The 20,823-nt window shown below is 72.2% G+C and carries 19 protein-coding genes and 2 tRNA genes; 7 read left to right on the top strand and 14 right to left on the bottom strand.

Features of this window, described 5'->3' with window-relative positions; all coding sequences use genetic code 11:
• Nucleotides 1-7 precede the first annotated feature (7 nt).
• Nucleotides 8-1,024, top strand: coding sequence for an efflux RND transporter periplasmic adaptor subunit (locus tag ACFQBR_RS17450; RefSeq protein WP_344180126.1), 1,017 nt, complete (start codon nt 8-10; stop codon nt 1,022-1,024).
• The gene (locus tag ACFQBR_RS17445; RefSeq protein WP_267948268.1) at nt 1,025-1,744 is read left to right on the top strand and encodes an ABC transporter ATP-binding protein; all 720 of its coding nucleotides are present in this window, start codon (nt 1,025-1,027) and stop codon (nt 1,742-1,744) included.
• Nucleotides 1,745-1,848: 104 nt separating this feature from the next.
• On the opposite strand, the gene ACFQBR_RS17440 is transcribed toward ACFQBR_RS17445, so the two are convergent.
• From ACFQBR_RS17440 to ACFQBR_RS17430, 3 genes are all read right to left on the bottom strand, one after another.
• A tRNA-Met gene (locus tag ACFQBR_RS17440) sits at nt 1,849-1,922 on the bottom strand.
• 240 nt (nt 1,923-2,162) lie between these two features.
• Nucleotides 2,163-2,239 (bottom strand) — tRNA-Met (locus ACFQBR_RS17435).
• 168 nt (nt 2,240-2,407) lie between these two features.
• Entirely contained in the window at nt 2,408-5,347 is a 2,940-nt protein-coding gene (locus ACFQBR_RS17430; RefSeq protein ID WP_378553917.1) for a UPF0182 family membrane protein, read from the bottom strand.
• Nucleotides 5,348-5,643: 296 nt separating this feature from the next.
• On the opposite strand from ACFQBR_RS17430, the gene ACFQBR_RS17425 reads away from it, so the two are divergent.
• Nucleotides 5,644-6,165: a PPA1309 family protein gene (locus ACFQBR_RS17425; RefSeq protein WP_267948266.1), complete on the top strand. Its 522-nt coding sequence runs from the start codon at nt 5,644-5,646 to the stop codon at nt 6,163-6,165.
• Nucleotides 6,166-6,298: 133 nt separating this feature from the next.
• Here ACFQBR_RS17425 and ACFQBR_RS17420 read toward each other — a convergent pair whose 3' ends face one another.
• From ACFQBR_RS17420 to ACFQBR_RS17410, 3 genes are all read right to left on the bottom strand, one after another.
• A complete protein-coding gene (locus ACFQBR_RS17420) occupies nt 6,299-7,360 on the bottom strand; it encodes a YlbL family protein (protein ID WP_267950260.1) in 1,062 nt (353 codons plus the stop codon).
• Nucleotides 7,361-7,536: 176 nt separating this feature from the next.
• Nucleotides 7,537-7,980 carry a molybdenum cofactor biosynthesis protein MoaE gene (locus ACFQBR_RS17415; protein WP_267948265.1) on the bottom strand — a complete coding sequence of 148 codons (444 nt, stop codon included), beginning with the start codon at nt 7,978-7,980 and terminating at the stop codon, nt 7,537-7,539.
• A gap of 89 nt (nt 7,981-8,069) precedes the next feature.
• The gene (locus tag ACFQBR_RS17410) at nt 8,070-9,137 is read right to left on the bottom strand and encodes an NAD-dependent epimerase/dehydratase family protein (RefSeq protein WP_267948264.1); all 1,068 of its coding nucleotides are present in this window, start codon (nt 9,135-9,137) and stop codon (nt 8,070-8,072) included.
• A gap of 122 nt (nt 9,138-9,259) precedes the next feature.
• Here ACFQBR_RS17410 and ACFQBR_RS17405 point away from each other — a divergent pair, with 122 nt between their 5' ends.
• Together ACFQBR_RS17405 and ACFQBR_RS17400 are read left to right on the top strand one after the other, a co-directional pair.
• The gene (locus ACFQBR_RS17405; protein WP_267948263.1) at nt 9,260-10,708 is read left to right on the top strand and encodes a zinc-dependent metalloprotease; all 1,449 of its coding nucleotides are present in this window, start codon (nt 9,260-9,262) and stop codon (nt 10,706-10,708) included.
• Entirely contained in the window at nt 10,709-11,281 is a 573-nt protein-coding gene (locus ACFQBR_RS17400; RefSeq protein ID WP_267948262.1) for an NUDIX hydrolase, read from the top strand.
• Nucleotides 11,282-11,487: 206 nt separating this feature from the next.
• On the opposite strand, the gene ACFQBR_RS17395 is transcribed toward ACFQBR_RS17400, so the two are convergent.
• The 6 genes from ACFQBR_RS17395 to ACFQBR_RS17370 form a co-directional block, all read right to left on the bottom strand.
• Complete coding sequence (locus ACFQBR_RS17395) at nt 11,488-12,069, bottom strand: M48 metallopeptidase family protein (RefSeq protein WP_267948261.1); 582 nt, start codon at nt 12,067-12,069, stop codon at nt 11,488-11,490.
• 315 nt (nt 12,070-12,384) lie between these two features.
• On the bottom strand, nt 12,385-12,546 hold the full coding sequence (locus tag ACFQBR_RS17390) for a hypothetical protein (protein WP_330160711.1): 162 nt from the start codon (nt 12,544-12,546) through the stop codon (nt 12,385-12,387).
• A 54-nt stretch (nt 12,547-12,600) separates the two neighbouring features.
• Nucleotides 12,601-12,879: a WhiB family transcriptional regulator gene (locus ACFQBR_RS17385; RefSeq protein WP_267948260.1), complete on the bottom strand. Its 279-nt coding sequence runs from the start codon at nt 12,877-12,879 to the stop codon at nt 12,601-12,603.
• Nucleotides 12,880-13,084: 205 nt separating this feature from the next.
• Nucleotides 13,085-13,453, bottom strand: a complete 369-nt coding sequence (locus tag ACFQBR_RS17380) for a hypothetical protein (RefSeq protein ID WP_267948259.1) — start codon at nt 13,451-13,453, stop codon at nt 13,085-13,087.
• A gap of 279 nt (nt 13,454-13,732) precedes the next feature.
• On the bottom strand, nt 13,733-14,641 hold the full coding sequence (gene tesB / locus ACFQBR_RS17375; RefSeq protein WP_267948258.1) for an acyl-CoA thioesterase II: 909 nt from the start codon (nt 14,639-14,641) through the stop codon (nt 13,733-13,735).
• Nucleotides 14,634-16,760: an ATP-dependent DNA helicase UvrD2 gene (locus ACFQBR_RS17370; RefSeq protein WP_344180132.1), complete on the bottom strand. Its 2,127-nt coding sequence runs from the start codon at nt 16,758-16,760 to the stop codon at nt 14,634-14,636. The genes tesB and ACFQBR_RS17370 overlap by 8 nt, the downstream gene beginning before the upstream one ends.
• Nucleotides 16,761-17,026: 266 nt before the next feature.
• Between ACFQBR_RS17370 and ACFQBR_RS17365 the strand changes: the two genes are divergently transcribed.
• Both ACFQBR_RS17365 and ACFQBR_RS17360 read left to right on the top strand, forming a co-directional pair.
• The gene (locus tag ACFQBR_RS17365; RefSeq protein ID WP_267950259.1) at nt 17,027-17,287 is read left to right on the top strand and encodes a mycoredoxin; all 261 of its coding nucleotides are present in this window, start codon (nt 17,027-17,029) and stop codon (nt 17,285-17,287) included.
• Between the two features lie 152 nt (nt 17,288-17,439).
• Entirely contained in the window at nt 17,440-17,895 is a 456-nt protein-coding gene (locus tag ACFQBR_RS17360) for an ANTAR domain-containing response regulator (protein ID WP_352984343.1), read from the top strand.
• 276 nt (nt 17,896-18,171) lie between these two features.
• On the opposite strand, the gene nudC is transcribed toward ACFQBR_RS17360, so the two are convergent.
• Nucleotides 18,172-19,122 carry an NAD(+) diphosphatase gene (gene nudC, locus ACFQBR_RS17355; protein WP_267948255.1) on the bottom strand — a complete coding sequence of 317 codons (951 nt, stop codon included), beginning with the start codon at nt 19,120-19,122 and terminating at the stop codon, nt 18,172-18,174.
• A gap of 134 nt (nt 19,123-19,256) precedes the next feature.
• Entirely contained in the window at nt 19,257-20,639 is a 1,383-nt protein-coding gene (locus ACFQBR_RS17350; RefSeq protein WP_344180134.1) for a dipeptidase, read from the bottom strand.
• Nucleotides 20,640-20,823: the final 184 nt, after the last annotated feature.

The raw sequence follows: 20,823 nt of genomic DNA, 5'->3' as shown, positions 1-20,823 counted from the left end.
GACACACGTGAAGAAGTGGATCGTCATCGGTGCGGTGCTGGTCGTCCTCGGAGGGCTGGTCGGCACCGGCTATTTCCTGCTGGGCCGCCTGGGAGACCCCTCCGACGAGATGCTCATGGACCCGAGCGCCATGGACGTCGGCGGGGCGCCGGTCGAGGTCGTGATGGGCGAGATCAGCTCCGTGATGGTGCTGGACGCCGTCGTCGAGGCCGAGCCCGGTGAGGCGGTGAAGGCGCGCGGCGGCGGGACCGTCACCCACCTGTGGGTGGCGGACGGCGCCGAGGTCGAGGAGGGAGCGCCGATCGTCAACGTGAGGGTGCAGGCCGAGGCGGCGCCCGAGGACGGCGAGGGGGCCCCCGACGCCCCGGCGGCCACGGAGACCACCCTGTACGCGCCGACCAGCGGCACGGTGTCCGGGCTGGACGACGTCCTCGTCGGCGACGTGCTGGAGCCCGGGGCCGCGGTCGCCGAGGTCGCCCCCGACCGGTTCCGCGCGGTCGCGTCGATCCCCGCCAACGACCTCTACAGGTTCTACGAGGACCCCGAGGACATCATGCTCAAGATCGACAAGGGCCCGCCGGCCGACGTCTGCGAGTTCCTGTCCCTCGGCGCGGACGGCGGCGGTGGAGGTGGCGGCGAGGACGCCGGCGGCGAGACCGGCGAGGAGGGGGCCGGCGGTGGCGGCGGCAGCCGGCTCACCTGCCGTGTCCCCTCCGACCTCCAGGTGTTCGACGGGGTGCAGGGCCAGCTGTCCGTCACCACCGGCGAGGCGGAGAACGTGCTGGTCGTGCCCGTGACATCCGTGCGCGGCACCTCGGAGGAGGGCGAGGTCGTGGTGGTCGCCGGCGACGGCTCCGAGGAGGTCCGCGAGGTCCGGCTCGGTATGTCCGACGGCTCCCTCGTCGAGGTCACCGAGGGGCTGGGCGTCGGGGACATGATCATGGACCCGGTGCCCCTCGACCCCCGGTTCGACGTCCCCGGCGCCGGGGACGCCGAGGAGGACCTGATGGGCGAGGAGGGCTAGATGTCGGTCCACGTACCGGCCCCGGAGGCCGGATCGGCCCCGCCGGACTCCGCCCCTCTGCTGAGCGTGGAGGGGGTGACCCGGCACTTCACCGTGTCGGGGGACCGCATCGACGTCCTGCACGACTGCACGTTCCAGGTGCGGCGGGGGGAGGTCGTCGCGATCGTCGGGCAGTCCGGCTCGGGCAAGTCCACCCTGCTGAACATCCTGGGGCTCCTCGACAAGCCCAGCGGCGGCTCCTACACGTTCGACGGCGTGGACACCACCGCGCTCGGCGAGGGCCGCAGGTCCTGGCTCCGGGGCGAGGGCATCGGCTTCGTCTTCCAGCAGTTCCACCTGCTGGAGCGGCGCACCGCCCTGGCGAACGTGGCGGTGCCCCTGGTGATCGCCGGGGTCCCCCTGCTGCGCCGCCGCGCCCGTGCACGCGAGCTCCTGGAGTCCGTGGGCCTGGGGCACCGGCTGAACTCCGAGCCGCACCAGCTGTCCGGCGGTGAGCAGCAGCGTGTGGCCCTGGCGCGCGCGCTGAGCCGCGACCCCGGGCTGGTCCTCGCAGACGAGCCCACGGGCGCCCTGGACGCCGCCAGCAGCACCATGATCATGGACCAGCTGCTGGAGCAGGCGAGGATCCGCGACTCGGCCGTGGTCGTGGTGACCCACGACCCCAAGGTGGCCGCTCGGGCGGACCGCGTCGTCGAGCTGGTGGAGGGTCGTACCCGCTGACCGCGGTGGAGCCCGGGCGGGATCCCGCCCGGGCTCCACCGCACACGGTGACGGCCGACATACGAGAAAACACCGGGTGGAATTCCACCCGGTGTTTTCCTCGGTAGCGGGGACAGGATTTGAACCTGCGACCTCTGGGTTATGAGCCCAGCGAGCTACCGAACTGCTCCACCCCGCGTCGTGATCTCTATTTTAGGGCTTGTGACCCCGGGTGGCAAATCGGTTTTCCGTGAGGACGACCGGTGAGATCCCACCCTGTGGCCTTCCGGTTTCCCGTCTGGCCTGTGACCACTCTACCAGGCTTCTCTTCCCGGTCGAGCCACTCAAGCGCGCCCTTTCGGGCGTGTTCCCCGGAATCAACCGAAACGGTAATTCCGAGAAAAGCACCGGACCCGGGATTTCTCCCGGGTCCGGGTCTTGGTAGCGGGGACAGGATTTGAACCTGCGACCTCTGGGTTATGAGCCCAGCGAGCTACCGAACTGCTCCACCCCGCGTCGTTGTGTTCACAGACTAGCGTGCCCCGGCCGATAACCCAAATCAGCGTTCCGGGACGCGGGCGACCGGCGTCCTCCGCGTCCCGCGGGGCCTTGCGCACGAGGACGGGGCGGGACCCGAAGGCCCCGCCCCGCCGGTGCGCCCCCGGGAAGGGGGCGGACCCGGTCCTACTCGTTCATCTGCTCCTCGATGGCTTCCAGGGCCTCGCGCAGGCGGTCGTTCGCCTGCTCGTTCGACTCCTGTGCCTCCTCCCAGGCCTCCACGGCCTCGTTGAGGGCGTCGGTGAGCTCCTGGTCGGAACCGCCACCGCCGCCGGCCTCGTTCTCCTCAGGGGTCTCCTCGGGCGTCTCCTCGGGAGTGCCCTCGGCGCCCTCGAAGAGGTTGCTGAGCGCGTCCGGCAGGTTGCTGCCGATCGCGACCTCCTCACCGAAGCCGACCATGACCTGCTGGAGCAGCGGGAAGGAGGCGCTGCCGCCTCCGCCGGCCTGCACGTAGAGGGGCTCCACGTAGAGCAGGCCGCCCGCGAACGGCAGGGTGAGCAGGTTGCCGCGCGTCACCTCGGCGTTGGACTGCTCCAGGGGCAGCAGGACCTCCCGGACGTCGGCGTCCGCGTCGAAGGCGTTCTGCACCTGTCCCGGACCGAAGATCACCGTGCTCCGCGGCAGCTCCAGCAGCTTCAGCTGCCCGTAGTCCTCGGATCGCGGATCGCTGTCCACCGCCATGAAGGCCGCCAGGTTCTCACGGCCGCGAGGCACGAACGTGCTGGTCAGCGAGAAGCTGGCCTCCTCGGCGCCCGGGTACTGGATCGTCTGCCGGTAGGGCGGCTCCGGGGCCTCGGTACCGCCGGTCGGGTCGTTGGGCACGGCCCAGAAGTCCTGACCGCCGTAGTAGGCCGCGGCGTCCGTGACGTGGTACTCGCGCATGATCTCGCGCTGCACCTTGAACAGGTCGTCCGGGTAGCGGACGTGGTCGATGAGCTCATCGCTCATCTCGTCCCGGCTCGTCACCGTGCCCGGGAAGGAGTCCATCCAGGTCTGGAGGACCGGGTCCTCCTCGTCCCACGCGTACAGGGTGACGGTCCCGTCGTAGGCGTCGACGGTGGCCTTCACCGAGTTCCGGATGTAGTTGACCTCGTTGCCCGGCAGGGCGCCGACCTGCTGCGCCGACCCGTCCGTGAACGTGTCGGTCACCGCCTGGGTGAAGTCGATCCGGTTGGCGTACGGGTAGCCGTCGGAGGTGGTGTAGGCGTCGACGATCCAGACCACCTTGCCGTCGACGACCGCCGGGTAGGGGCGGCTGTCCACGGTGAGGTAGGGGGCGACCTTCTCCACGCGGTCCAGCGGGTCGCGCTCGTAGAGGATGCGCGAGTCGCCGGTGATGGCGCTGTTGAGCAGGATGTTCGGTTCCTGGTACTTGATCGCGTACAGGATCCGGTCGAAGAAGTTGCTCAGCTGGACGCCGCCGCTGCCGTCGTAGCGGTTGTAGGCCTGCGAACCGCTGGGATCGGCCTCCTCCTCGGTGCCCTCGGTCCCGTCGCCGCCCTCGGCGGGCGGGTCCTCGTTCGTGGGCTCCGGGCTCTCCTGGGCGTCCGCGTCGCCCGGCGCCCGGGCCTCGTCGGGGGCGGGGCTGACCTCGGGATCGACAGCGTCGTCCAGGGTCGGGACGTCCGCGGTGTCCTCCTCCGAGTCGAGGGGGTAGTCGTACTCCTCCTCGGCCTGGACGATGACGTACTCGGCGCCCTCGCGGCCGTAGTAGATCCGCGGCTGGTACTCGCCGGTGACCTCGCTCAGCTCGCCCCGCGGCGGGATGTTGTACTCGGTGAAGACCGGGCGTCCCTCGGCGTCGATGTCGCTGCCGGTGGCGGCGACCATGCCGTAGCCGTGGGTGTAGATGAGGTGCCGGTTCAGCCAGTTGTCCTGGTCGTCGGGCGGGCCGTCCAGCTCGCGGACGGCCACGATCGTGTCGATCAGGTTGCCCTCGGCGTCCGGGTAGCGGTCGACCTCCAGGACGTCCGGGAACTGGTAGAAGCCGCGGACCTGCTGCATCTGCTGGAAGGTCTGGGAGACCACCGAGGGGTCGGCCAGGCGCACCTTGGTGCCCTGGGACTCCTCGACCAGGTCCTGCGCGCTGAGCTCGGTGGTGGCGTCGTAGGCCTCGACCTCGGCGTCCGCGATGTCGTACGCGTCGCGCGTGTACTCGATGTTGCGCTCGATGTACGGGCTCTCCAGGCGCTGCTCGTTGGGGTTGACCTGGAAGCGCTGGACGATCTCGGGGTAGGCGACGCCGACCAGGACGGCGGACAGCACCAGGAGCCCGAGGCTGGCCATGGGGACCATGGTGTTCTTGAAGTAGATGTTCGCGAAGAACAGCACCGCGCAGATCACCGAGATGACGGTGAGGATCATGAGGGCGGTCTTGACGGCGTTGACGTCGGTGTAGGACGCGCCGAAGGTGTAGCCGCGCTCGGAGAAGACCAGCCCGTAGCGGTCCAGCCAGTAGGAGCCCGCGCGCAGCAGCACGAAGAGCCCCAGGAGCACCGAGAGGTGCACGCGGGCGGCCGGGGTGGCGCGCTGGCCGGTGTCGTTCTGGAGCCGGACCCCGCCGTACAGGTAGTGCACGATCACCGCGGCGATGAACGCCAGGATGACGGCCGCGTACAGGTAGCCGAGCAGGATGCGCAGGAACGGGTAGGTGAACGCGAAGAACGCGACGTCCATCCCGAACTCGGGGTCGTTCACACCGAAGTCGGTGCTGTTCGTGAACTGGAGGTACGCGCGCCAGTCACCGCTGGCGGCGACCCCGGCCAGGAGCGCCAGGGCCCCGACGGCGATCCAGAAGAAGAGCTTGCGGTGCGGGTCGATGGACTGCCGGTAGCGGTCCAGGCCCTGCTGCTCCAGGCTCATCGGCCGGATGCCCGGCCGGGAGCGGTACGCGAAGTAGACGCTGGCGCCGACGATGACGGCCATCACCAGGCCGGCGACGGCGAACAGGAGCACACGGGTCCACAGCTCGGTCAGGAAGACCGAGGTGTAGCCGACGGAGCTGAACCACTTGTAGTCGGTCCAGAAGTTCGCGGCGAGCATCAGCCCCGCGATGATGACGACCACGGTCGCCGCGACTGGCGCGAGCAACCTTGATCGGCGAGGCATACGCGCAGGTGGTGCGCCGGGCGATCGGAAGCTCACGCCTCCCCCTCGTTCTGGCTTGGTAGGTGCGTTCGGTGCGCGTGTGGCGCCTTGTTACTGAAAACTTAAATGGTGGGTGCCGGGTTCCCGAAATCACCCTCACGCGGGTGACAAGGCTGCATCGTTGCTGTATCGGAGTCGCATCCGGGAGGCTCCGTTGCGACCCTACTGTCCGGGAACGGGAGCCGCGGGGTTCCCACATCGGTCACTATGGAAACGTGTCGAACATTCGCGAAGCCGTCATGGACCTCGAACGCCACACCGCCGAGCAGGGCTGGGACCGGCCGCTGGGGCTGTACGCCCTGGTGCCGACCGCCGAACTGCTGCGGGCGGAGCCGGCGCTGGCCGATCTGCTGGGGATCGGCTCCCCTGCCGATCCCGACGAGTTGACCCCGGTCGAGCAGGAGCCGCTGCCCGACGACCTCCCCCTGGAGGAGGCGCTGGGGCGCATCCTCTGGCCCGAGGGCGTGGCGGGGTGCGCCCTGGTCATGGAGCGCCTGGTGGTGAAGGGTTCGGACGAGACCCTGGCCGCCGGCGAGGACCCGAGCGCGTCCGGCAGGGAGACCGAGGAGATCCGCATGGTCGCGGGTGTGATGCGGGACGGTTCGCGGCACTGCGCGATGCGCATGCGCAGCCACGACAGCGAGTCCGAGGTGCTCAACGGCGCAGACCTGATCCCGGCGCTGACCTCCGCCCTGGCGCTGACCCTGGACCTGGAGGAGGAGCCGGGCGGGGAATGACCCCGGCCGGTCCGCGAGAGTGCACGGGAGGCCCCCGCCGTGACGGCGGGGGCCTCCCGTGCCTTCTCGTCCGTCGCCCGGCCGTGGAGGGCCGGGGTGCGGGGCGGCTCCGGCCGCGCCCGGCCCGCGGCCCCTACTCGCAGCGGGGGAGGTCGTCGCCGCCGCCGCGGATGGTCTCCAGGGCGTCGACCGCGTCCGTGAGGGTCTCGACGCGCACGACGTCCAGCTCGCCGTAGGCGGCCGACTGCGCGACCTGGGAGCAGCTGTCCGCGGCCACGAAGAAGTACTCGGCGCCGGCGCGCTGGGCGCTGACCATCTTCTGCGGGATGCCGCTGATGCCGCCGACCCGGCCGTCGGAGGTGATGGTTCCGGACCCGGCGACGTCGACGCCTCCGGTGAGGCCCTCCTCGCTGAGCCGGTCCATGATCCCCAGGGCGAACATCATGCCCGCGCTGGGGCCGCCGATGTCGCCGATCGTGATGTCCACGTCCACGGGGAAGTCCATCTGGTCGGAGATGAGCACGCCGACCGCGGCGCCGCCCTCCTCGCCCTCCTCGGTGGGGATCTCCACGTCGACCGTCTCCCCGTCGCGCTCCAGGGTGAGCCCGACCGGTTCTCCGGGCTCCCGGTCACCGACCCGGTCCACGACCGCCGAACTGCCGACGGCCTCCTCGGAGCCGTCGCCGCTCACGGTGGGGACGGCCGTGCCGTCCACGGCGAGGACGACGTCGCCCTCCTCGACCTCTCCGTGCGCGGGCATGCCCTCGACGGTCCCGTTGACCACGGGGACCGCCTCGTACTCCATGCCGAGCTCGTTGAGGGCGGCGGCCGTGGCGCTGGTCTGGGAGTCGTTCATCTGCACGGTCTGGCGCTCGCTGACCTCCTCGGGCGTGCGCCCCGCCGGGAACAGCAGCTCCTCGGGGAGGACGGCCTCGGTGGGCGAGAGCCACGCGGTCACGACGCCGAAGAAGTTGAGCCGGTGCTGGGGCCCGCCCGCGTACTGGACGGTCACCATCGACAGGGAGCCCTCGTGCTCGTAGCTCTCGGCCCCGCCGATCTCGATCACGGGCCCCTCCTCGGTCTCCCCGACCGTGTTCACGGTGAGGCCCGGGGCCGCCACCAGGTAGGGCAGCGGGAGGAGGAGGCTGCCTGCTCCGAGCCCGACGAGAAGGGCGAGAGCGACAACAAGGGTCATGACACGACGAACCATGCGCACAGCTTATTGCCGCCGGAGGGCCCGGTGCGCTCGTCCCCGCCCCGGTCCGTCCGGGCCGGACCCGGGCGCCGCCGGGGCGTCTTCCGCGGACGCCTCCGGCGGGCCCGGCGCCCGCGCCGACCGCCGCGGACCCGGGGCTGCCCGCGGAGCACCGCCTACGGCCGGGGCTCGCCCACCCACTCGCCGTCGCCGTCGCTGAAGGCCTGCTGCTTCCAGATGGGCACCTGGGCCTTGAGGTCGTCGATGAGCCTGCGGCAGGCGGCGAAGGCCTCCTGCCGGTGCTCGGCGGCGGCGGCCACGACCACGGCGAGGTCGCCGATCTCCAGGTCGCCCACGCGGTGCGTCGCGGCCATCCGCACGACCGGACGGCCGGGCGCGGACGTGTCCGCCAGGACCTTCTCCATGACGGAGCGCAGCTTGGCCTCCACCGTGGGGTGCGCGGTGTAGGACAGCGCCGCGACGTCACGGCCGTGGTCGTGGTCGCGGACGGTCCCGATGAACACGGCGGTGCCGCCCGCGCGCGGGTCGGACACCGCGGCGAGCACCTCGTCCACCGACAGGGGGGTGTCGCGTACAGACGCCAGAGTGATCTCTTCCACGGTCCGACCGTACCAATCGGGCGTTCCCCCATGTCGCGGCGGGAGTGCGCGTTCCGGGCACGTGCGCGCCCGTACGTGCACCGCCCGCCTCACCCGCCCTTGCGTTTGCGCAGGTGGCGGATGGCGGCGGCGGTGCCTATGGCCGCCGCCGCGGCGCCGGCCGCCCCGGCCGCGGTGATGGTGACCTCCTTGCGGCCCAGGCTGCGCCCCACGAGGGCGTGCTTGCCGCTCCTGGACTCCAGGAGGGCCCTCAGGGCCGCCTCGTTGTCGTGGCCGGGCTTCCAGCCCGCGTCGCGCAGCGCGGCGCAGTCCACCACGCACGGGTAGACGAGGAACTTGAGCTCCCCCTCCGCGGCGGGGGTGATCCTGGCCTGGTGGAGGCGCCGTATCGCTCCGAAGGCCAGGTTGGCGGGCACCTCGAAGTGCTTCATCCCGGCGACGGCCTCCACGTCCTCCTGGGTGAGGGAGCCCTCGCTCGCCACGGCGACGACGCCGTCGGAGCCCTCCACGCCGTGCAGGGCGCAGAAGGCCAGGGCGTCGGCGAGGTCGTCCTCGTGGCAGAACTGCCAGTGCTGCCTGTGCCCCTTGACGGTGAGCAGGCGGGGGGCGGAGAAGTGGCGGCTGAGCAGGGTGTCGAGCTCGGGGCCGACGAGCGGGGCGGGCCTCACCACGGTGACCGCGAGGCTGGGGTGGGCCCGGCGCGCGCGCTCGGCCAGGGCCTCGATCTCCGCGAAGTCGCCCATCAGCCCGTCGCTGTTGTCGGAGACGCGGGTGGCGTTCTCCGGGAGCGGCACGGGGTTGTCGGCGGCGGCGCCGTAGACCATGGTGCTGGTGACGAGGATGACACGGGGGACCCCCGAGGCGGCCGCGGCGGTGAGGACCGTCTGCGCCGCGCGGATGTTGTGCGCCCGGCGCTGGGCCGGCCTGGTCTCCAGGGAGCGGTCGTCCGCGGTGTGCACGAGCACGTCGACCCCGTCGAGGCGGGACACCAGTCCCGGGTCGCACACGTCGGCGATACGCCATGTCACACCGCGCAGGTCGGCGAACTGATCGTCGATCGCGACGATCTCCCGGGGGGCCGTGGAACCTTCCGGCGTGGCCAGGCGTTGCACGAGGAGCCGGCCCACTCCGGACGCGGCACCGGTGACAGCGACCACCGTGCCCGCTCCTCCGGAACGGCTGTGCTCTGGGCGAACCTGGCTGCTTTCGGTATTCACTCCGGGCGACTCCCAGCTAACGTGACAGTGGAGACCAAACCTAATCCTGCCTGAGGTCTGATGTGAGCGACCTGCCTTTCGGTTTCAGCATGCCGAACGATCCCGATGACGAGTCCGGACGCCGATCTGGCGACTCCGGCTCGGGTGCCGGCAGCGGCCGCCCGGGCGGAGGGGACTCCGGAACGCCGGACGGATTTCCGTTCGGCGACCCGCAGCAGATGGCCAACATGCTGCGCCAGTTCGCCGACATGATGTCGGCACAGCCCAGCCCCGGCCCCGGGGGCGGCGGCAGCACGCCGTCGTCCGGGGTCAACTGGGAGATGGCCAAGGACGTGGCACGGCAGACGGTCGCCCAGGAGGGCGACCCGAGCGTGCCGGTGTCCGACTACGCCAAGGTCGAGGAGGCCCTGCGCCTCGCTGACCTGTGGCTCGACCAGGCTACCGACCTTCCTTCCGGTGTCCAGACCGCCCAGGCCTGGAGCAGGTCGGAGTGGGTCGAGAAGACGATGGAGTCGTGGGTCCAGCTGTGCGACCCGCTGACGAGCAGGACCGTGCGCTCCATGGGGCAGAACCTGCCCGAGGAGATGCAGTCCGTGGCCGGCCCGCTGCTGGGCATGATCCAGCAGATGGGCAGCATGATGGTCGGCCGCCAGGCCGGCCAGGCGGTCGGCGAGCTGTCCCGCGAGGTCGTCGGCACCGCCGACATCGGGCTGCCGCTGGCCGGGGAGGGCAACGCCGCGCTCCTGCCGGGCGGGGTCGAGCGCTTCAGCGAGGGCCTGCAGGTCCCCGCCGACGAGGTGCGCCTGTACCTGGCCGCGCGCGAGGCCGCGGTGCACCGCCTCTACGCCCACGTGCCGTGGCTGCGCTCGCACGTGTACCGGCTCGTCAGCGAGTACGCGGACGGGATGTCCTTCGACGTCAGCGGCCTGGAGGACCGGCTCGGTGAGATCGATCTCACCAACCCCGAGGCGCTCCAGGAGGTCCTGGGCGGCGCGGGCGGCGAGAGCCTGCTCCAGCCCGAGGACACCCCTCAGCAGAAGGCGGCCCTGGGCCGCCTGGAGACCACCCTGGCCCTCATCGAGGGCTGGGTGGCGACCGTGGTGTCGTCGGCGGTGTCCGGGCGCCTGCCCCAGTCGGACGCGCTCTCCGAGGCCACCCGCCGCCGCCGGGCTACCGGCGGTCCCGCGGAGCACACCTTCGCGGCGCTGGTCGGCCTCGAACTGCGCCCGCGCCGCCTGCGCGAGGCGTCGGCCCTGTGGTCCGCACTGGAGGAGGCGCGCGGGATCGAGGGGCGGGACGCCGTGTGGCAGCACCCCGACCTGATGCCGACCGGCGAGGACCTGGACGACCCGGACGCGTTCGTCAGCGGCGGCGGGGACTTCGGCGGCGCCGACTTCGACATCTCCTCGCTGACGGGCGACGCGCCGGGGGCGGGGCCCGACCGCGGGGGCGCCCCGGAGGCGGACGGCTCCGAGGACGACGGGGACGACACCCGCGGGAAGGACTCGTAGGTGTCACTGCACGACGACGCCAGGGCGGTGCTGGGCGCGTGGACCGCGCCCGACGCCCGGCAGGAGGAGCTGCGCCGCTCCTACGTGGAGCACCTGGACGGGCACCCGGACGGCATGTGGCGCACCTGTCTGCCCGGCCACGTGACGGCGAGCGCCGCCATCATCTCCGCCGACGGCTCACGGGTGGTCCTCACCCTGCACCGGATCCACCGGATGTGGTTGCAGACCGGGGGCCACTGCGAGCCGGACGACACGACGCTGGGGGCGGCCGCCCTCCGGGAGGCCGTCGAGGAGTCGGGCCTGCGGGACGTGACGCTCCTCCCCTCCCCGGTCCGGCTGGACCGGCACCGGGTGCCCTGCGGCGGGGGCAGCTTCCACCTGGACGTGCAGTACGCGGCGGTCGCCCCGGCCGATTCCGTGCTGGTGTGCGACCCCGACGAGTCGGCCGACCTGGGATGGTTCCCTGTCGGCGGCCTGCCGGAGCCCACCGACGACTCCGTGCGCGACCTGGTGCGCGCCGCCGCCGGGGCGGTGGCCGCGTACCGCGGCGCCGCGAGGGCCGCGGACGCCTGAGCCCGCGGGCATCCGGCGCCGCGCCTGACGGGTCCGCGCATCCCGGCTCGGAGTGCCCCGCCGACGCGCGCCACCGTCCCCCTCGGACGCGTTCCGCGGGATCCGGGCGGCGGGGGCCGTGCGACGAGGGCGTCGACCGGACGACGGGCATGATGCGGGTTCCGGGCGCTCCGGAGCCGTGCCGCGGCCCGGCCGGGCCGCGGGGGCTACTCCTCCAGGGCGACCTCGGCTATGCCCAGTTCCTCCACCTCGTCCTCTTCCCCGTCCTCGTCGTGGTCGCAGGCCTCGGTCCGCGAGGCGGCGCTGAACCCCTCCAGGTACCCGCGCGCGCGTTCGGCCCGGGGATAGCGGCGTACCAGGGCCCAGAAGTCCCGTCCGTGGTGGGGGATGGACAGGTGCGCCAGCTCGTGGACGAGGACGTAGTCGACCACCCAGGACGGCATCCCGGCGAGGCGGCGGGAGATGCGGATCGTACGGGTGTCGGGGGTGCACGAGCCCCAGCGCGCGTTCTGGTTGTCGACCCAGCGGACGCTGTCGGGGAGTTCGGCGCCGCCGAGGTAGCGGCGGGCCAGTTCCAGCGCCCGGTCGCGGAGCTCGGTGTCGCCGGGGTGCCGGCGCCCCTCCCGGGCCTCCAGCCGTTGCAGCATGCGACCCACCCAGCGCTTTTCCTCTGCGCGGGAGAACGTCGCGGGCACGAGGACGACCGTGGTGTCCCCGTCCCTGTAGGCCGACACCGTGCGTCGGCGACGAGGACTGCGTCGTACCTCGACTTTGGTGTTCGAGGGCACGAACTTTACGGTAGCCGAGAGGAGAGCTTCCGCACAGATATGACTTGTCCTGTTATGTCATTGATTTCCCTCGATCCCCGGAAGGCGGGATCCCACCGGAAATCACGGTCCCGTCGCGCGTTCTGCCCTGACCAGCACGGTCCGGGCTTCGTCCGAGAGCACATCGTCGGGACCCGCGAAGCCCTCCCTTTTCCCGATCGAGACACAAATGAGACCGGGCGGTCGCCCCTCTCGGGGGTCCCGCCCGGCCTCCGACCGGCTCCGTGATCACCACGGGACGCTCAGCGCCCCGTCATCCCGCCGTACCTCCGCGGGTCAACACAGGCGTGACCACGCGAGATCCATGAGTGCCTGTTCGGCACGGCGCTCCTCCCGCTGGCGGGCGCGCATCACGCGGGCCGTGAGCCTTCTGCTCTGCATCTCACGGGTCTCGACGTCGCTCTGTTCGGCAAGGCGCAGGAGTTCCATCAACATCATCTGTCTTCGTCCTTCGGGAGTTCTCGGGGTTGCGGGCGGAGTTCGGGCGAGGCCTCAGGCCGCGACCGGGGCGGGGTTCTTCCGGGGACGGCCCCTCGGGCGCTTGCGCGCCACGACCTGACCGGAGACGAGCAGCTGCCCGCCCCACACACCCCACGGCTCACGCCGCTCCAGGGCGTCCGTCAGGCACTGCTCCCTCACGGGACAGGCGCCGCAGACGGCCTTCGCGGCCTCGACGTCGGCGGGCGCCTCGGCGAAGAACAGGTCGGGCTCGAGGCGGCAGGGAACTTCGGTGTCGCCCATCCAGGGCGTCTCCAGGACCGACGCAAGCATCGGTGCCCTCCAAGATCTTTGATCGTTTCGTACAACGCGGTCGGTGATGGTCACCGGAACCGGTCCGGTGAGGGACCTGGACTTGCGATGCCGCCGTCCTCTTCCCTCGTCCCTGGGGGACGGGGAACGGACGGAGATACAAAGAAAGCCGCGGCCCCTGTGTCGGGGTCCGCGGCCACGGTCGAAACTCTCGGCCCGTGTAGCTCTAGGCCGGAATCCTCCGTGGACACTCCCCCGATGCGCCGTAGAGGCGCCGGGTAGCTTCAGCGTGTTCCGTCATGCGCTTGCCTCGATCAAGGGCGAGCTCAGGGTTGGCGGGCACACCACTGCCGTTGCCGACACCGGTCGGGACGACCGGGGACACCATCGACAGGTCGCGGGACGTGAAGGTCCCCCACCCGTCGCGGTGGTCCTTGGCGCCGTGACCGGCACCGGTGGTGATGAACTCGCCGAATCCGGCGAGGACGCCCGCGTGACCGCTCTCGGCGGTGCCCAGGACAGTCGTCAGGGACTGCTGACGGGACGACACGGCGAAGCCAGCGATGAATCCGGTGGTCTGCGTGGAGTTCGTCATTTGATGGGGCACCTCCTTCTGAGTCGGGCGGCAGGGTCTTCCACCTGCGCCTGGCGCGGTCATTGCGACGGAGTACAGACTATGGGGTGCCCAGCGAAGACGGCAACCTATTTTTGACCAGGGAAAACGTCCGCATCCGGCCACGGGGGGCGGGGAATTGCGCGGGGCCCGGGAGCGTTACCGGACGGCCCCGCGGGGCCGTTCCCCGAGGGGTCCGGGAGACGGCGCGGGCCCCGCCCCCGGTCGGGGGCGGGGCCCGCGCAGGGCGGTTCCGCGGTGTCAGGAACCCGGAAGCGCGTCGGACCCGCCCTCGGCGTCCACGACGCGGATCAGCCCCTCCTGGACGACGGAGCAGACGAGCCGGCCGTCGCGCGTGTACACGAGCCCCCGGGCGAGGCCCCGGGCGCCCTGCGCGCTCGGGGCCTCCTGCGCGTAGAGCAGCCACTCGTCGGCGCGGAAGGGCCGGTGGAACCACATCGCGTGGTCGAGGCTGGCCATGGAGATGCCCGCGAACGAGCGGCCGTGCCTGAGCAGGACCGTGTCCAACAGGGTCATGTCCGAGGCGTAGGTCATCAGGCACACCTGGGTGAGGCGGTCGTCGGGCAGCTTGCCGTCCACCTTGAGCCACACCGGGTTGGTGGCGGTCCGCAGCCGCGGGTCGCGTTCGGCCTCGAAGGACAGCGGACCCACCGGGCGCAGTTCGATGGGGTGCCAGCGCACGAACCCCGGCACCTTGCCGAAGGCGGCCTGCAGGCGCTCGCGCGCGCTCGGGAGGTCCTCCGGCGGCGGCACGTCGGGCATCGGGATCTGGTGGTCGAGCCCGGGCTCCTCCTTGTGGAAGGAGGCCGACAGGGTGAATATCGGCTTTCCGTGCTGGACGGCCACCACCCTGCGCGTGGTGAACGAGCGGCCGTCGCGGACCCGGTCCACCTCGTAGACGATCGGCACCTCGGGGTCCCCGGGGCGTATGAAGTACGCGTGGAGGGAGTGCACGTGGCGCTCCGTGGGAACGGTGCGTCCCGCCGCGACCAGCGCCTGGCCCGCGACCAGTCCGCCGAAGACGCGCTGCGGTCCCTCCGCGGGGCTGCTCCCCCGGAAGATGTTCACCTCGATCTGCTCCAGGTCGAGGACGGCCAGCAGACCCTCCAGGGACTGGCCCCGCGTCTGCTCGTCGGCGCTCTCAGTCATCCGCTGCTTCCTCCCCGTTGTCACCGGCCGGGTCGCCCATGACGTCCGCCGGCTCCGCGCCCGAGACCAGCGCGAGTACCGCCTCACCGTAGCGATCGAGCTTGACGGCGCCCACCCCGGACACGGCGGAGAGCTGGGAGACGCTCGTGGGCTCCTGCTCGGCGATGGCCTGGAGGGTGGCGTCGGTGAAGACGACGTAGGCGGGGACCTTCTGCTCCTGCGCGTTGGCGCGGCGCCAGTCGCGCAACCGCTCCAGCAGGGCCTCGTCGTAGCTGGACGGGCAGTCGAGGCAGCGCCCCAGCTTGCGCTCGGCGGTCTCCCCCAGGGCGTTCCCGCACACGCGGCAGCGGGCCACGCCGCCCTTGCGGCGTTCGGCGCGCCTGGCGGACGTGGACGGCGAGGCGGGCCGGAGCCCGTCCAGGAACCGGGAGGGCTTGCGGCTCTTGCGCCCGCCGGGCGAGCGCGCCAGCGACCAGGACATCGCCAGGTGCTCGCGGGCGCGGGTGACCCCCACGTAGAACAGGCGGCGCTCCTCCTCCACCTGCTCGTCGGTCTCCGCGTAGATGATCGGCATCATGCCCTCGGTGAGGCCGACCAGGAAGACGGCGTCCCACTCCAGGCCCTTGGCCGAGTGCAGGGAGGCGAGGGTGACGCCCTCGAAGCCGGGCGCGTGCTCGGTGGCCATGCGCACCTCCAGCTCGTCCACGAGGTCGGCCATGGTGACCGCGCGTCCGTCGGGGGCGGGCTTGGCGGCCATGTCCTCCGCGAGCTGGGCGAGCGCCGCGAGCGACTCCCAGCGCTCGCGGGCCTGGCGGCCCTCGGGGGCCTGGTCGGTCAGCCCGAGTTGTCCGAGCAGCTGCCGGACCGTGTGCACCAGGGGCTCGGGGGCCTCCCCCGCGGCCTCGTGCCGGGCGCCGCGCAGGGTGTGCACGGCCTGCTTGATCTCGGGCCGCTCGAAGAACCGCTTGGTGCCGCGCACCGTGAACGGCACGCCCTCGTCGGCCAGCGCCTGCTCGTAGGCGGCCGACTGCGAGTTGGTGCGCACCAGGATCGCGATCTCGCCGGCGGGCGTCCCGTTCTCCAGGAGGACGCTGACCTTGCGGGCGACCCCGGTGGCCTCGGCGGGCTCGTCCTCGTACTCCTGGTACATGGGGTCGGGCCCGTCGGGCCGCTGCGCCTGCAGGGTCAGGTGGCCGGCCGAGGTGGTGCCGCGGGCCTGGGCGATGACGTGGTTGGCGACCCGCACCACCTGGGGCGTGGAGCGGTAGTCGCGGACCAGCCGGACCACGGTGGCGTGGGGGTAGCGCGCGGCGAACCCGGTGAGGTAGCCCGGGGTGGCGCCCGCGAACGAGTAGATGGTCTGGCTCGGGTCGCCGACCACGCACAGGTCGTCGCGGTCGCCCAGCCAGGCGTCGAGGAGGAGCTTCTGGAGCGGGTTGACGTCCTGGAACTCGTCGACGACGAAGTAGCGGTACTGGTCCCGCACGCGCTGGGCGATGGCCGGGTACTCGTTGATCATCCCGGCGGTGAGCTCGAGCATGGACTCGAAGTCGAGCAGGTTGCGCTCGCGGCACAGCGCCTCGTAGGCCTCGAAGACCCGGGCGATCTCGCCGGGGGGCATGGGGGCCTGGCGGCTCGTCTTGGCGACCGTCTTCTCGTAGTCGGTGGGCCGCACCTGGGTGACCTTGGCCCACTCGATCTCGCTGGCCAGGTCGCGCAGCCCGGTGCGGTCGGGCTGCACGCCCACGGAGTTGGCGGCGCGGGCGACCGCCTGGAGCTTGCTCTCGATCAGGGTGGGCTTCTCGCCGCCGATGACCTGCGGCCAGAAGAACGACAGCTGCCTCAGTGCGGCGGCGTGGAAGGTGCGGGCCTGCACGCGGGGGGCTCCGAGCCCGCGCAGCCGCCCGCGCATCTCACCGGCGGCGCGTGCGGTGAAGGTGACCGCGAGCACCTGCTGCTCGGAGACCACCCCGCTGGAGACCGCGTGGGCGATCCGGTGGGTGATGGCCCTGGTCTTCCCTGTTCCGGCGCCGGCCAGGATGCACACGGGGCCGCGCAGCGCACGCGCCGCCTCGGTCTGCTCCGGGTCCAGTCCCTCCAGGACGCGGTCGGGGTCCATGGTGCTCCTGCTGTGGTCGGGGCGGCTGTTCGGGTGCGGGGACGGGGATGATGTCCGGGGGCACAGTCTCTCAAGTATCGGTTGTGGCGGCGAGCGGATCGGCACTCTGCCCCGATCGAGCGGAATGACACATTCCAGAACCAGTTGGGCCTGTGAGGCGTCCCACGTTGTGTCGCACGGTCGCGGGAAGCGGGCCGGACCACTCGGTGTTGAGATGTTGGACCGGACGAAATACCAGCGATCGTAGACAGAAGGACGTGAGCGAGATGACGAGTACGGCGACCGAACAGTTCACGATGTACACCACCCCCTGGTGCGGGTACTGCAAGCGGCTCAAGAGCCAGCTCTCCCGCGAGGGGATCACCGGCGGTGAGGTGAACATCGAGGAGCACCCGGAGGCCGCCGACCTCGTCATGAAGGTCAACGGCGGCAACCAGACGGTGCCGACGCTGGTCTTCAGCGACGGGTCGGCGATGACGAACCCGTCGCTCGCTCAGGTGAAGAAGAAGCTGGCCGAGCTGTCGTAGGACGGTACGCGTGCCGCGGTCGCACCCCGGGGTGTGACCGCGTTCCGTGTCATGGGCCCCGATCGTGACCGACGACGGGACTCCTCCGACGGCGCTCGGGCGCTACCAGGGCTCGGACGAGGACGACGGGGAGTGTTGAGTTGGGGGACGACATGAGGTCTCATGACATAGCGGTCGCCGACACGGTGGACACCGGCGTGGTGCGCCGCACCCCGAACGGGTGGCGCGTGGGCAGCGGACAGGAGGTGCCCGACCTGGTGAGCGCGATGGTCCTCGCGGACCTGCTGACCGGTGAGTCGGGGCCCGGCCGCCCGCGGTCGCAGGCGCCCGGCCGGGCCCCCGAGGGGGCCTCCGAGGTCGAGCGGCTGCGGCACACCATCGCGCAGCTGGAGCACGCGCTGCACTCGCGCGTGGTCGTGGAGCAGGCGATCGGGGTCCTGGCGGAGCGGCACACGATGGTGCCGCGGGAGGCGTTCGAGCGGCTGCGCTCGTCCGCCCGCTCGCGGGGACGGAAGGTGGCCGACCTGGCACGGGACGTGGTGGAGAGCAGCACGAGCCCTCTCACCTCGCTCCCCGACGAGTTGAACACCTCCCCCGGCTCCGGCTGAGGGGTCGGGGGTGTCCGGCGGCCGGAGGCGGCGGCGGTGCGCGGCGCCCCCGCGCGCGAAGGCGCGCGGGGTGCGTGCGCGACCGCCCCGCCCCGACGGCCGCGTCGCGTGACCGGCCGGCCCGGCCCCGGGGTCCCAGCCTCCCCTCCAGGGTAGGCGCCGCCCGCGGGAGGCGCAGGCCCCTCCGCCCGCCTGTGGACGGCCGCCCCGCCGAGGCCGTGGAGCTGTGCTCCGGCAAGGCTCCTCCGCCCGCCTGCGCACGGCCGGGTGCGCCGGTCACCAGCCCCCGGGCAGCTCCGCCCCGTACCAGTGCTCGATGAGGGTGCGGGCGATCGACACCCTGCCGGGCAGCAGGACCTCCCCGGTGCGCACCGCCTCGGCCAGCTCGGAGCGGGTGAACCAGCGGGTGACGGCGATCTCGTCGTCGGTGCGCTCGGTCTCCCCGACGGCCCGCGCGGTGTAGCCCATCATCAGGCTCCGGGGGAAGGGCCACGGCTGCGAGGAGAGGTAGCGCGGCCGTTCGACCACCACGCCCGCCTCCTCGGCCACCTCCCGGACGACGGCCTGCTCCAGCGACTCCCCCGCGTCCACGAACCCGGCCAGCACGGAGAAGCGCCGGGCGTCCCAGTGGGGGTTGTTGCCGAGCAGCACCTCCTCGTCGCCGTCCCGGTCCCGGTGCACGAGCATGATCACCGCGGGGTCCATCCGGGGGTACTGCTCGGTGCCCTCCTCCTCGCACACGCGCACGTGGCCGGACGCGGCCGGGGTGGTGCGTGCCCCGCAGCGGGGGCAGAAGCGGTGGGTGGCGTTCCAGTTGGCGAGGGCGACGGCGCGGGTCAGGAGGCCCGTGTCGCGGTCGTCGAGGACCGCGCCGACCTCGCGCAGGGACGCCGGCTCCGCGACGGGGGTGGCGAGCAGCTCCCGCGGGGAGCACACGGCGAAGTAGGCGCGGTCGCCCTCGGCGCCGAGCAGGTAGCGCTCGCCCTCGGGCGCGTCGCGGGTGCCGGTGAGCACGAGTTCGCGGGTGTCCCCGGTGGTGACCAGCGCGCGGGACTGCCTGGCCATGAGCGCCTGCCAGCCGTGGCTGCCCGGGTCTCCGCCCTCCAGCACCAGGACCTGGGAGTCCGGGTCCGCCCACGCCTTGGCCAGCCACTCCTCGTCCACGCGCCTGTGTCCGGCGGCGTCGACGGTGGAGCGGGACAGTGAGGGGATCGCGTCGGCGTCCATGGGTCCTTCCAGGGGTCGGGGAGGGCCGTCCGCACGACCCCCGTATACAGGGGTAACACCCCGGGGGGCTCCGTGCATGCCCGTTCCCGGAACACACGCGGCGGCCGCGTGTGTTCCGGGGCGCGGAGGTGAGCTCAGGCCCGGTTCGCGGAGCCCAGTTCCTCCCACAGGTGGGCGATGCTCTCCGCGCCCTTGAGGAGGAGGGGGATCTCCACCTTCTCGTTCGGGGCGTGGATGCGGTCCTCGTCCAGGCCGACGGCGACGAACACCAGGGGCGCGTCGAGGATGTCGGCGATGTCGGCCTCGGGGCCGCTGCCGCCCTCGCGGGTGAACAGCACCTGTGTGCCGAAGGCCCGCTCCATGGCCGAGCGCGCCGCCTTGAGCGCGGCGGAGGACAGGTCCGAGGCGCAGGCGCGGACGCCGGGGCCGCCGAACTCCAGTTCGGCCCGCAGCCCGGCGGGGGTGTTGGCCTCCACGTACGCGCGCACGCGGTCCTGGACGTGCAGCGGCTCCTGGCCCGGCACGAGCCGGAAGCTGACCTTGGCGTGCGCCGAGCGCGGCACGATGGTCTTGCCGCCCGCGCCGGTGTGCCCTCCCCACATGCCGTTGATCTCGGCGGTCGGCCGCAGCCAGATCCGCTCCAGGGTGCTGTAGCCCTTCTCCCCCCAGGTGGCGGTGGACGCGGCGGTCTCCAGCCACTCCCCCTCGTCGAAGGGCAGCCTGGCGATGAGGGCCCGCTCCTCCGGGTCCGCCTCGACGACCCCGTCGTAGAACCCGGGGACCGCGACGCGGCCGTCGTCGTCGTGGAGGCCGGACAGCAGGTCGCTCATGGCCTTGAGGGGGTTGGGGACCGCCCCTCCGAAGGAGCCGCTGTGCAGGTCGCGGGCCGGGCCGTACAGGTTGATCCCGACGTCGGTGACGCCGCGCATGCCCACGCACATGGACGGGGTGTCGGCGGCCCACATGGTGGTGTCGGAGATGACGGCGACGTCGCAGGAGAGGCGGTCGCGGTTGGCTTTCATCAGGTCGGCGAAGTGGACCGAGCCGGACTCCTCCTCTCCCTCCACCAGCAGCTTGACGGTGACCGGCGGCGCGTCGGCCCCGCTGGCCGCCAGGGCGGCGCTCACGCCGAGGGCGTGGAAGAGCACCTGGCCCTTGTCGTCGGAGGCTCCGCGCGCGAACAGGGAGGTGCCGCGCCGGGTCGGGGTGAACGGGTCGGTGTCCCACTCCTCCACCGGATCGACGGGCTGGACGTCGTGGTGCCCGTAGACGAGCACGGTGGGGGCGCCGGGGTCGGCCGCGGGCCACTCCGCGAACACGGCGGGCAGGCCGGGGGTCTCCCACACCTCGACGGTGGGGAAGCCGGTCGCGGCGAGGTGGTCGGCGAGCCACCGCGCGGACCGCCGCACGTCGTCGTGGTGCGCCGGGTCCGCCGAGATCGAGGGGATCGCCAGCCACTCCCCGAGCGAGGCGAGGAACTCGTCCCTGTGGGCCTCGATGTGGGCGCGCGCGTCCATCTGCCCGTCCTTTCCTAGACGTCCTTGTCGTGAACGAGCCTAGAACCTGGACGAACCGGTCACGCCCGCCCTCGGCGGCACGGTGCGCCCGGGCGGGGGCCGGCCCCGGTCGCGCCCGCCCCCGGCGGGCGGACAGGCGCAACCGGCGCGCGGGGCCGGACGGCCCTGCGGCCCCCGCGCCCCG

The sequence above is a fragment of the Nocardiopsis tropica genome (assembly GCF_042660575.1).
Classification (GTDB): Bacteria; Actinomycetota; Actinomycetes; order Streptosporangiales; family Streptosporangiaceae; genus Nocardiopsis; species Nocardiopsis tropica.
This window is presented reverse-complemented; position numbering and strand designations above follow the sequence as displayed.